Raw genomic sequence first — 12,538 nt, 5'->3', positions numbered from 1 at the left:
GCTAAAAACACAATCAATTAGTAATGGAGAGAAGACTATGAAAAACCGTAAATCAACTTCTGCAGCTAATCGCCGTCAACAGCGCGTGTGTTTGGGTGATGAACGATTATTTGCAGTTGGTATCAAAGCGTTTATTGACAATACGCATGAATCACACCTAGACAAAAAAGGAGGTCATTGAGTGAAATGGTGCTTGTCAATTATCATTATTGTTTCCATTAATTTCTATGGTATTCAGGCGGATGCTGCAAAGAAGAGCAGATTTTATTATGAAAAAAAAGGAGATATCGTGTGGGAAGTTCCCATGAAAGACGAGAAGTTGATTGCGCTCACATTTGATGATGGACCAGATCCTAAATATACGCCGACCATTTTAAACTTATTGCAAGAGTACGGTGCCAAAGCAACTTTTTTTGTAGTCGGCGATCGAGTAACGTCGTTTCCCAAGCTTGCTCAAAGAGAAGTTCGTGAAGGGCATGAACTTGCCAATCATACATATAGCCATTTGAAAGTAAGGGGCCAGGAAGTAGAGAGAATTGAACAAGAAATCGAAAAAGCGGATGAACGTATACAAGCTATTACAGGAATAAAACCTTACCTGTTTCGTCCACCTACTGGCTATTATGACGATAGGGTAGTAAAAGCTGCTAAAAATCAGCAGTATACCATTATTCTTTGGTCTTGGCATCAAGATACATTTGATTGGAGAAATCCAGGCGTAGGTAAAATTGTAAGTCAAGTGCTTAACCATGCCAGGTCAGGAGATATTGTATTGTTTCATGATACGGGAGGAGATCGAACCCAAACCATTGAAGCATTAAAACAAATTTTACCGAAGTTAAAGGAAGAGGGGTATAAATTTGTAACGGTCTCAGAACTTTTAAAACATCACCCCAATTATAAATCTCTTTATTTGATGCAACAGCAAAAACAGCACTCCGTTCAATAATCGGGTGCTGTATTTTTTCTCGTAAAGACTTTAACCAATTTTTTAACTGGTTTTTCCTTCTCTTTCGTCCCCATCAGACGTATTTTTTTGGAAAAATGCTTTTACTTTATCCCGTTTTTTCTTCGAAATAAGAATATATAATGTATCCCCTGCAAAAATTTGTGTATTTCCTCTAGGAGTAAGTAGTTTATCATCTCGAATAACAGCAGTCACTAAAATGTCTTCAGGGAGGTGAAGTTCTTCAAGCGATTTTCCTGATATATCTGCATGTTCCACGAGCTTCAGCTCAATCATTTCATTTTTGGTTTTGCCCATCGAAACAAGCTCGAGACTGTGAGGAACCGTCTCTTTTTCACCTTGAGAAAGATTTAGAAATTTGGCTAAAGGAGCGATTGTTGCTCCTTGAAGAAGAGCGGAAGTTAAGACAACAAAGAAAACGACGTTAAAAATGAGCGTGCTGTTCTCCAAACCTGCCATCATAGGATAAGTAGCCAATACAATTGGAACAGCCCCTTTTAAACCGGCCCAAGAAATAAACAGTTTTTCTTTGGGTGAGTATTTAGCAAACATCATCGAAAGAAATACGCCGAGTGGACGAGCGACAAACATAAGTAAAAGAGATAACAGTATACCCTGCCAAATGATATCTAGCAGTTGATTAGGAAATACAAGAAGGCCGAGTAAAATAAACATTAAAATTTGCATCATCCATGCAAAACCTTCGTTAAAGCGGACAATTGTGTGACGATAAGTTAGATCTGCATTCCCTACTACCACTGCCATTACATATACAGCAAGTAGACCGCTTGCTTCTACAAATGTGGAAATTCCATAGGTTAAGGCGGCCAATGACAATGTAAGCACAGGGTAAAGACCTGAAGAATCCAAATTAATTCGATTAATAATCCAGACGGATGCTTTTCCGAGTACTAAACCAAGTACCAGCCCGATTCCCATTTGCCAAAAGAAATTAAGGATTAACAAGAGGATAGGAGAGTCCGGATGTTGAATTATTTCAATAATAGAAACGGTTAAGAAGATGGCCATCGGATCATTGGAACCAGATTCTGCTTCTAGCGTGGAGTTTAATTTTTGGCGGATATTTTGTGTCCCTAGTACAGAGAACACGGCTGCAGCATCTGTAGAGCCAACGATTGCCCCAAATAAAAAGCCTTCAAGCCAAGTAACACCTAAAATATATTTGGCAAGTACACCCGTTAAAACTGTCGTAATGAGGACTCCGAAAGTAGCTAATGAAACGGAAGGGCGAACAACGCGTTTAACATCTTTCCATTTGGTCTGCACGCCCCCATCAAAAAGAATAATGATAAGCGCTAATATTCCGAATCCTTGTGTTAAAAGAGCATTGTCAAAGTAGATGTAGTGGCTAACAACCATTCCTACAATAATAAAGAGTACAAGCGAAGGAACTCCAAGGCGAGTAGAGAACTTTGCAGTAAGTACCCCTATGACAAGGAGAATAGATAGTAAAAGAATTGAATGGTCTACCGTAAAATCCAAAAAATACACCTCTTTTGTTCAAAATTTTTATGTAAGCAATAAGTGAGGCTCTTCTATAATAATTGTAGCATAATGGATTTAAAACCTTGAGAAATCTGCTTATCAAAAAAAGAGATGCATAAACATCTCTTTTTTTGATCATGTATGAATAACAGGGATAGATTCTTATTTAACATCTTGCTCGTGATAAAGATGAGGAGCTTTAAATGTTGCTTTCTTTTTAACTGAAGAACCTTGTTGGTCGGGACGGGAACGATCGTAAATAGCTGTTCCAACAATCTCAGCCACATCTTGAAGTTTTTCTTTGCTTATTTTATCAAGGCTATCTTCAGGCGTATGATACCAAGGTTCAGACGGACTATGAATAAATAGAGCAGCCGGTATTCCTGCTTCTGCAAAAGGAACGTGATCACTGCGGCCGCCAGCTTGGAATGGCGTAGGTGATCCATTTAATCTTGTACTTGAAGCTTGAGCTAATTCTGTGACAAGATTTGGTGTTCCATCAGCTGTATTCATCACCAAATCTCCCGCATCTCGACTTCCTACCATGTCTAAATTAAACATTCCAACAATACGATTTTTCTCATCTTCAGATAGCTCACTAACATAATGCTCGGATCCTAGTAAGCCTACTTCTTCAGCTCCGAATGTAACAAATCGCAGTTCTGTAGCAGTAGGAAGAGTTTTAAATACGCGAGCTAATTCAAGCACCATTGCTGTTCCAGAAGCATCATCATTTGCCCCCGGCGCTCCGGCCACAGAATCATGATGAGCACCTACTACAATAATATCATTTGTTCTTTTTTTCTTAAAAGTAGAAGGTTTAGTAGCGGTTACATTATAAGATGTTCGCTCACTTACGACAGCTCCTTCAATTTTTACTGTACCTGAAGGCTTTTCGCCTTTTTGAATAGAAGTAAGAATCTTTTCACCTTCTTCTTTGGTAACAGCAAGAGACGGAATGTAGTTGTCATTAGCGCCGCCAAGCGTTCCGTTTAGCTCACCGTCTGTATTATTAAAAATAATGACGGCTGCAGCCCCTTTTTCAGCAGCATTTAATACTTTCTCACCAAAAGTAATAGTGCCTCGCTGAACTAATACAATTTTACCTGTCACATCTTTGTTTGCTAAATTATCTTTTGTACCCAGCCCTCCATCTACAATTTCAGCTGTGACATTTCCATTGGTGCTATAAGTAAAAGTTGTTGGAGAGTAGCTGGTACTGTTTACGCTTAGTGAAAAACTAGCTGCTGGTGTGTAACCGGTAAAGGTAAAAGGCTCTACTGCGCTCTTATAGCCTAGTTTAGATAAACGCTTTTGAACAAATGTAGCAGCTTCGCGTTCAGCTTCAGTTCCTGCCACACGAGGTTTTTTTGAGAGATACGCAATGTCTTGATAAATTTTCTCAGCATTGATTTTTTTTAATACTTTTTGTTCAGAAATTTGATGGTGAGAAGCATTTGCAGAAGTAGAAGCTTGTACACTTGTAAAAGATAAAGTCAAACTTGTTGCTACAGCCAAAGAAATCACGGTTTTTTTCATTAAAATCCCCCTAAATTTATCGATGTAGTTGGTACTACTCGAATTTACAATATTAAGAAAATACAAAAAAGAGTATTATTACCTAAATGTTCCAGGATATTCCGTATCTAAATTCCTATTTTGATAGAGAAAATAATTCAAATAAAATGAAAATGCAAAAACAAATAAAGAGGATAAAAGAAACTGTGTCAAAAGTAATAAAAAAAGGTATTAGATAAGAATAAAAAAATAAGGTAAACTAGTTTAAAAGTAAGAAGAATATTCAGAACTTAATTGATGAGACATAGAGAGTATTCACGTAAAAAACAAAGGCTGGTGGGAAATATTGATAAAAAATAGGGAGGGTGTACGAAAAGCAGCGGCGGTAGCGGGTCTTCTGCTTGTAGGGGTGTACATCGTCTTTCAAACAATGGCATTTTTTAAAGGAGCATATGCTCTTAGCAGTTTGATAAAAGATAGTTTACTAGTGGGCGTAACGGCTGGCACGTTTTATTTACTTCATAAGCGTTCGGTTCATACCCAGGTGTCTGATGAACAGTATCAGCTTGCTACATTAATAAATTCAATGCCAGATTTTATTTGTTTTAAAGATGGAGCTGGCAAATGGGTGGCGGTGAATGATTTTGGAAGAGAACTTTATCATTTAAAGGGTATTGATTACAGGGGTAAAACCGATGCAGAACTTGGGGAACTTGTGCCTTTTTTTCAATCCGCTTTCTTACACTGTATTTCATCGGATGAAGAAGCATGGAGAAAAAAGGAAAAGGTACGCACGGAAGAAGCATTTGAAATACCAAACGGCGAGGTCAAAACATTTGATGTTATTAAAGTGCCTGTGTTCTTTGATGATGGCTCAAGAAAAGCCCTTATCACGATTGGACGAGATATCACTCAGCAAAAGCTCGCAGAAGCGCTTCTCATAAAAAAGGAAAAGCTTTCTGTAGTAGGCGAACTAGCTGCCGGAATTGCTCATGAAATTAGAAATCCGCTTACGAGTATTAAAGGGTTTGTTCAGCTCATGAAAGAAACAGACCGATCCGCAATAGGGTATGCTAACATCATGCTTGATGAGCTGGAACGAGTTAATGGTATTGTCAGTGAAATGCTCCTTTTGTCAAAACCTGAAAGTGAACATTTTCGCGTGTTTTCTCTTACAGAAGCGGTTAAGTATGTAATGAGTTTAACTTCCCATGAAGCTTTATTGAAAAACATTGACTTCTTATACGATGAACAAACAAATAACGCTAGTGTGTATGGAAATAAAAATCACCTTATTCAAGTATTACTTAATGTTTTTAAAAACGCAATTGAAGCCATGAATAGGCCTGGAAATATTTACATTACAATCAAAACAGCGCAGGATAACTATATTTTTATAGAAGTTAGAGATGAAGGAGTAGGAATTTCTAAAGACCGTCTAGAACATATAGGAGAACCGTTTTTTACTTTAAAAGAAAAAGGAATGGGGCTTGGATTAACAATCAGCTCCAAAATTATTCATGATCATCACGGTACCCTGCAGATTGAGAGTGAGCAAAACAAAGGGACGATTGTTAAAATCCGACTGCCTCTGTATGTCGAAGATACGGCGGTTTTTGCAAGCAAATGAAATGTTGTACACGAAAAGTAATGAAAACGTCATCCATTTCTTATTGCTAAACGCAGCCGTACATGATGTAATAAAAGAAACGAACATGTCAGGAAGGTAGCAAAATGAGACGTGCAGATCAAAAAATTATATTACCGTATACACCGGAAAATTTAAGAATGCTATTGCTTCAAGTATGTGACGGAGAAAATCCGTTTTCCCATCAGGACCTTACGTATTGGTGTGATAAATATACTCTCCATTATTATGAGTATGAAGCGGATGAAACGCAGTGGATGAATGATATGCAGCAGACAGATAATAGGCAAGATCTAGCTAAATCCTATGCCATTGCTAAAGATATTGGCTGGCAGTGGTACTTTTATATGGCTAGAGGAACGACGCTATCTGATATTCAATATGTCGAGCTTCACGAACTAGAATTACCCAGACATTTGTTTGTAAAATGGCTAAATGAATTATATGAAATGTAATCCTATATATGTATATGAATTGTAGTACATCTGGTCTGATGAAAGAAAGGCCATCACTGGTAATGGAGCAAAAGACCACTGAAGTACATACAGGCGTAAAATAGAAAGCTAAGGAAAATCCTTAGCTTTCTATTTTGTCAAAATTATTCAAAAAAACTGTCTTCAGGAAAAAATATAAAACCTAGTTGACTTATTGGTATTGTTATATTATAAGTAATAGAGACATAATTTATGGAAAAAATTACAGGGGGAAACATCTATGAATAACTTATTAGTCATCCTAAACATCCTTATTATGCTTGCATTGCTTGCGGGGCTGTTTATGATGCAGAAAAAACATGTATCATTTTCAAAGCGTGTGTTTACAGCGCTTGGACTAGGGATTATTTTTGGCTTTGCCCTTCAGTGGGTGTATGGTCCGACTCATGAAGTAACGATGACGACCGCCGATTGGTTTAGCATCGTAGGAAGCGGATATGTTAAGTTTCTTCAAATGATTGTTATGCCGCTTGTATTTGTATCGATTGTAGCGGCATTCACTCGCTTAAAATTGACGAGCAATATTGGAAAGATTAGTAGTTTAATTATTGGGATTTTGCTTGTCACAACAGCGATAGCAGCTGCAATTGGTATTTTTACAACAACGAGCTTTAATTTAGAATCTGTCCAAATCACAAAAGGGGAAGCAGAACTTCAGCGCGGAGAGGACTTAGAAAACAATTTATCTAGTTTAGAAGCAAAAACAATCCCGCAGCAAGTAGTAGAATTATTGCCTGCTAACCCGTTTCTTGATTTAACAGGCGCACGTTCAACTTCCACGATTGGCGTTGTCATCTTTGCGGCATTTGTTGGAATTGCGTATTTAGGCGTGAAGCGTAAAAAGGCTGAGGAAGCGGCGTTATTTTCAAAAATTATTGATACGCTTTATGCAATTGTAATGCGTGTAGTGACGCTAATTCTTCGTTTAACTCCTTATGGGGTACTTGCAATTATGACCAAAACAGTAGCAACGAGTGATATTGATGCAATTGTTAAACTTGGAAAATTTGTTGTAGCATCATATGTCGCATTGGCAGCTATGTTTATTGTTCACTTAGTTATTCTAACAATCATCGGTGTAAATCCGATCACATATGTTAAGAAAGTATTTCCTGTATTGGCTTTTGCCTTTACTTCCCGTACAAGTGCTGGAGCATTACCTTTGAATGTTAATACCCAAACAAGACAGTTAGGGGTTCCAGAAGGAATTGCGAATTTCGCAGGTTCATTTGGTCTTACAATTGGTCAAAACGGATGTGCTGGAATATATCCAGCTATGTTAGCCGTTATGATTGCACCAACGGTAGGTATTGACCCCTTAACGCCTTCATTTATTTTCACGTTGATTGCCATTGTAGCCATTAGTTCGTTTGGCGTAGCAGGCGTTGGCGGAGGAGCGACATTTGCGGCTTTACTTGTATTATCTTCTATGAATTTGCCCGTAGCGCTAGCAGGCTTATTAATTTCAGTAGAGCCATTGATTGATATGGGGCGTACGGCGCTTAATGTAAGTGGAAGCATGACAGCCGGAGTCGTCACTAGTAAATTAACAAAAGAGCTAGATACAAACGTATACAACGATCAAACCATCTCATCTGAAACAGCAGAAGTGTAAAAGAGATATGTCATCCATAGTTAACATTGTTAACTATGGATTTTTTTTCTTTATCAACATAAAATAGGAAAAAATACTTATGATAACGCTTCCAAAAAAGGTTATAGTGAAAAATGTGTACGTACTTTATTTTACGGGAGGGTTTTCATTGAAACGTAGTTGGACTAAATATGCAATGGTACTGACGGCTTTACTCTTACTAGTAAGCTCTTTTTTTAGCCCATTTATGCAATCGTTTGCATCTGCATCAGACGCAACAAAAATCACGATTCACTATCAGCCTGCTCCAAATGATACAAAGGAATGGGGATTATGGGTTTTTCCTGAAGGAGGAGAAGGGAAGCCTTACGCATTTACAGGGGAAGATCAATTTGGAAAAGTAGCGGAAGTTGAATTACCCGGTACTTATGACAAAGTAGGTTTTATTGTTCGAACAGAGTCGTGGGAAAAAGATGGAGGAGACCGCTTCGTTTCGGTGGAGAACGGTGAAGGAGAAGTATGGGTGAAAAGTGGAGATGAACATACATATACGTCTCCTCCTGACGGTGAATACCGAGATTTACCGAAGTTTGATAAAGTAAACGTTACCTTAAATTATCATCGGTACGACGGAGATTACAGCGGGTGGAACATTTGGACATGGCCAGGTGATGAAAAAGCAGGCAAGCAAATCGAATTTACGGAAGACACGAATTTTGGGAAGAGAGCGACTTACGCCATTAACAGTGGAAGTGGCAATTTATTTGACAAAATTGGTTTTATTGTACGCCATTCTACTAGTGACAGCGATTGGGAAAATAAAGATGGAGGAGACCACTTTATTACCAAGGTTGGTAAAGATGGGAATGTAGAAGTATGGATTGTTCAAGGACAAAATCGAATTTATTATGATAGAGCAGGAGTAGATATCACTCGGAAAATCACGAAAGCGACTATGGATACATTTAATCAAATCACCTTAGAAACAAACGTGCCGTTTGACTCTTCTAAGAGTGTAGGAGACATTGAAATTGACGGAGCTCAAATTGAGAAAGTGATACCTTATAAAGAGGGAGAAGACGCTGCTACTACTAAAGTTAAAATCATAACAAAACAGCCTTTGGATGTTACAAAAACGTATAGAGTTAAGCAAAAAGGCTACGGCTCAGCTGATGTAGTCAATGGAAATGTCGTTCGCACGAAAGAATTTGACGAAAAGTATGCATATAGCGGAAACGATTTAGGAAACACGTATTCTAAGAAACAAACAAATTTTCGCGTATGGGCTCCAACTGCAAGCGAAGCCAAGCTAGTGATTTATGCGTCCTGGAACTCCAAAGCTGTAAAAGAAATTTCTATGACTAAAAGTGAAAAAGGAACATGGAAAGCGGAGTTAAAAGGAAACCAAGATGAACTAATTTATACGTACAAAGTAAAAATTGGGAACAGCTGGAACGAAGCGGTTGATCCATATGTACGAGCAACAACGGTGAATGGAGATCGCGGAGTTGTCGTAGATTTGGCTAAGACAAATCCGAGAAAGTGGAGTGCAAATAAGCCGAATTTTAAAAATCCAGAAGATGCGATTATCTATGAACTGCACGTACGAGATTTATCGTCTCAAAAAGAGAGCGGTATCAAAAATAAAGGAAAATATTTAGGCGTAGCGGAGTGGAATACGAAAGGACCAAATGGAGTAAAAACAGGACTCAGTCATATTAAAGATTTAGGTGTGACGCACGTTCAGTTCCTGCCTATTTACGATTATCGTACGGTGGATGAAACGAAATTAAACGAGCCGCAGTTTAACTGGGGATATGATCCAAAAAATTACAACGTCCCAGAAGGTTCTTATTCAACAAACCCATATAATCCTAAGACGAGAATTATTGAGCTTAAACAAATGATTCAAACGCTTCATGACAAGCAGCTTCGTATGGTAATGGACGTGGTTTATAATCATGTGTATGCAGTGAGTGAGCATAGCTTTGATAAACTAGTTCCAGGCTACTACTTCCGTTATAAAGAAGATGGAACTTTATCCAACGGAACAGGTGTTGGAAACGACACGGCGTCTGAACGGAAGATGGTTCGGAAGTTTATTGTAGATTCTGTTGCGTATTGGGCAAAAGAGTACCACATTGACGGGTTTCGATTTGATTTAATGGGGATTCACGATACAAAGACAATGAATGAAGTGAGAAAGAAATTAGATGAAATTGATCCTTCTATTATCGTCTTAGGAGAGGGCTGGGATCTAGGAACCGAGCTTGATGCTAAGCTAAAAGCTAATCAGAAAAACGCTCAGGATATGAAGCGCATCGCTCACTTCAATGATGGTATGCGAGATGGTCTTAAAGGCAGCGTGTTTTTTGATCGTGAAAACGGATTTGTTAATGGAAAACAGGGTCAAGAAAAGCTCATACAGCAAAGTATAGCAGCTGGAATAGATTATGATCATTCAACTGCCACGTATGAAGACCCGGATCAAGTTGTGACGTATGTAGAAGCCCACGATAACCATACGTTATGGGATAAGCTTCAGCTGACGAACCCTGCTGACACCGAGCAAACGAGAAAGCAGATGCATAAGCTTGCTTCTTCTATTATTTTAACATCTCAAGGAATGAACTTTATACATGCAGGTCAAGAGTTTATGAGAACAAAAGGCGGAGATCATAATAGCTATCAGTCACCCGATTCTGTCAATCAGCTAGATTGGAAGCGCCGAGCAGCTTTCAGCCAAGAAGTAGATTATATGAAGGGACTTATTGCGCTTCGAAAGCAATATTCCTCATTTAGAATGACGAGTGCACAGGCTATTCATCAAAATTTACGCTTTGTTGACGCACCAGCAAACGTAGTAGGCTATACGTTAAATGCTAAAGCCAATAAAGATAAAGCAAACCAAATAATGGTGATTCATAATGCAAATAAACAAGCTCAAACGGTTCATCTGCCTTCTAACAGAACGTGGAGATTACTTGTTGACGGCGAGCAGGCAGGAACAAAAACGCTCCGTACGGTGAAAGGAAATACAGTAAACGTTTCGCCTCTTTCGACATTTGTACTAGTAAGATAAGTTTTAGATAGCTAGAATACATGTAGAAAAATTCAGAATATTGTATGTAAAATTGTTGATTTTACTAGATAACATGGTAAAATATTCATTGTTAGCGTTTTCGAAATTCGTGGGGAGGTATGTATTTGATGCAAAATCTTGGAGCGAAAAAAGTTGAAATGAGTCCGAAAGTAGTGGAGTTTTTAAAAGGAGTTAAACAGCTATACATTAATGGCGAGTGGGTAGACTCTGTTTCAGGAAAAACGTTTGAAACAGTAAATCCAGCAACGGGTGAAAAGTTGGCAGATGTAGCTGAAGCAAATCCAGAGGATATTGATCGTGCCGTCAGAGCGGCTAGAGAAGCCTTTGATCATGGACCTTGGACAAAGATGTCAGCAGCTGAAAGAAGCCGACTTATTTATAAATTAGCTGATTTAATGGAAACACATCAATTGGAACTTGCGCAGCTTGAAACGCTTGATAACGGAAAACCAATTCGTGAAACATCAAATGCAGACATTCCATTAGCAATCGAACATTTCCGCTACTTTGCTGGGTGGTCAACTAAAATGGTTGGACAAACTATTCCTGTGCAAGGAGCGTATTTTAACTATACAAGATATGAGCCGGTAGGAGTTGTAGGCCAAATTATTCCGTGGAACTTCCCGCTTTTAATGGCCGCTTGGAAGCTCGGAGCCGCTTTGGCAACTGGATGTACAATTGTGCTCAAGCCAGCCGAGCAAACCCCTCTTTCTGCACTTTACTTAGCTCGACTAGCAGATGAAGCAGGGTTCCCAAAAGGCGTGCTAAACATTGTGCCAGGCTACGGGAAAACAGCAGGTGAACCGCTCGTTCATCATGATCTTGTCGATAAAATTGCTTTTACGGGATCTACTGCTGTCGGAAAAGCAATTATGAAGCAAGCTAGCGACTCCTTAAAGCGTGTGACGTTAGAGCTTGGAGGTAAATCACCAAACATTATCCTGCCGGATGCAGACTTAACAAAAGCGGTGCCTGGTGCGCTTTCAGGTATTATGTTTAATCAAGGACAAGTATGTTGTGCTGGAAGTCGTCTGTATGTCCAAAAAAGCTTATATGATAATGTCGTAGCTGATTTAGTTTCTCAAACGAAATCTATTAAACAAGGAAATGGATTAGCAGATGAGACGACAATGGGTCCTCTTGTATCTGCGCAGCAGCAAAAACGAGTGAAAACCTATATTGATAAAGGAATTGAAGAAGGAGCGGAAGTACTCGCAGGAGGAAACATTCCATTTGATCAAGGCTATTTCGTAGAACCGACTATCTTTGCAGATGTCGATCATTCAATGACGATTGCTCGTGAAGAAATCTTCGGTCCGGTTGTAGCTGCTATGCCGTTTGACGATCTTGATGATTTGATTGCCAAAGCAAATGATACAGCATATGGTCTAGCAGCGGGCGTCTGGACACAGGATTTAAAGAAAGCACACTATATTGCTCATGGTATTAAAGCAGGTACAGTTTGGGTGAACTGTTACAACGTATTTGATGCAGCAAGCCCGTTTGGAGGCTATAAACAGTCGGGAATTGGCCGTGAAATGGGAAGCTATGCGCTTGATAACTACACTGAAGTGAAAAGCGTATGGATCAATATGGAATAATAAGTAAGAATTTTTGTGAAAATCAATAGCATATCTTTGTGTGAAAAAGAGTAGTCTTTAGTGGACTACTCTTTTATTTGTTTAAGTCCCGCATTTTTAGAAAAGGA

9 protein-coding genes are annotated in these 12,538 nt (G+C 38.8%); 7 read left to right on the top strand and 2 right to left on the bottom strand.

From position 1 onward, the window contains the following. The first annotated feature begins 37 nt into the window (after positions 1–37). Together AC2YJL_RS14205 and AC2YJL_RS14200 are read left to right on the top strand one after the other, a co-directional pair. Entirely contained in the window at positions 38–181 is a 144-nt protein-coding gene (locus AC2YJL_RS14205; RefSeq protein WP_013056734.1) for a hypothetical protein, read from the top strand. Further along, entirely contained in the window at positions 182–949 is a 768-nt protein-coding gene (locus tag AC2YJL_RS14200) for a polysaccharide deacetylase family protein (RefSeq protein ID WP_025752060.1), read from the top strand. 42 nt (positions 950–991) lie between these two features. On the opposite strand, the gene AC2YJL_RS14195 is transcribed toward AC2YJL_RS14200, so the two are convergent. Beyond that, complete coding sequence (locus AC2YJL_RS14195; protein ID WP_251567952.1) at positions 992–2,470, bottom strand: potassium/proton antiporter; 1,479 nt, start codon at positions 2,468–2,470, stop codon at positions 992–994. Between the two features lie 165 nt (positions 2,471–2,635). Beyond that, a complete protein-coding gene (locus tag AC2YJL_RS14190) occupies positions 2,636–4,012 on the bottom strand; it encodes a M28 family peptidase (protein ID WP_230932479.1) in 1,377 nt (458 codons plus the stop codon). Between the two features lie 325 nt (positions 4,013–4,337). Between AC2YJL_RS14190 and AC2YJL_RS14185 the strand changes: the two genes are divergently transcribed. The 5 genes from AC2YJL_RS14185 (at position 4,338) to AC2YJL_RS14165 (ending at position 12,431) form a co-directional block, all read left to right on the top strand. Further along, entirely contained in the window at positions 4,338–5,621 is a 1,284-nt protein-coding gene (locus tag AC2YJL_RS14185) for an ATP-binding protein (protein WP_251567954.1), read from the top strand. Between the two features lie 104 nt (positions 5,622–5,725). Further along, positions 5,726–6,094: a hypothetical protein gene (locus AC2YJL_RS14180; protein ID WP_013082877.1), complete on the top strand. Its 369-nt coding sequence runs from the start codon at positions 5,726–5,728 to the stop codon at positions 6,092–6,094. 259 nt (positions 6,095–6,353) lie between these two features. After that, positions 6,354–7,748, top strand: a complete 1,395-nt coding sequence (locus AC2YJL_RS14175; RefSeq protein WP_230932481.1) for an L-cystine transporter — start codon at positions 6,354–6,356, stop codon at positions 7,746–7,748. A 79-nt stretch (positions 7,749–7,827) separates the two neighbouring features. Continuing rightward, entirely contained in the window at positions 7,828–10,809 is a 2,982-nt protein-coding gene (gene pulA / locus AC2YJL_RS14170) for a type I pullulanase (RefSeq protein WP_230932482.1), read from the top strand. Positions 10,810–10,937: 128 nt separating this feature from the next. Then, positions 10,938–12,431 carry an aldehyde dehydrogenase family protein gene (locus tag AC2YJL_RS14165; RefSeq protein WP_013082880.1) on the top strand — a complete coding sequence of 498 codons (1,494 nt, stop codon included), beginning with the start codon at positions 10,938–10,940 and terminating at the stop codon, positions 12,429–12,431. Positions 12,432–12,538 lie beyond the last annotated feature (107 nt).

This window comes from Priestia sp. SRI_019 (assembly GCF_057586255.1).
This window is presented reverse-complemented; position numbering and strand designations above follow the sequence as displayed.

What these genes read in the sequence shown, in the direction of transcription:
- AC2YJL_RS14205 (WP_013056734.1), top strand. Translation starts at nt 38, where the DNA reads ATGAAAAACCGTAAATCAACTTCTGCAGCTAATCGCCGTCAACAGCGC.
- AC2YJL_RS14190 (WP_230932479.1), bottom strand. Translation starts at nt 4,012, where the DNA reads ATGAAAAAAACCGTGATTTCTTTGGCTGTAGCAACAAGTTTGACTTTA.
- AC2YJL_RS14180 (WP_013082877.1), top strand. Translation starts at nt 5,726, where the DNA reads ATGAGACGTGCAGATCAAAAAATTATATTACCGTATACACCGGAAAAT.
- AC2YJL_RS14175 (WP_230932481.1), top strand. Translation starts at nt 6,354, where the DNA reads ATGAATAACTTATTAGTCATCCTAAACATCCTTATTATGCTTGCATTG.
- pulA (WP_230932482.1), top strand. Translation starts at nt 7,828, where the DNA reads ATGATAACGCTTCCAAAAAAGGTTATAGTGAAAAATGTGTACGTACTT.
- AC2YJL_RS14165 (WP_013082880.1), top strand. Translation starts at nt 10,938, where the DNA reads ATGCAAAATCTTGGAGCGAAAAAAGTTGAAATGAGTCCGAAAGTAGTG.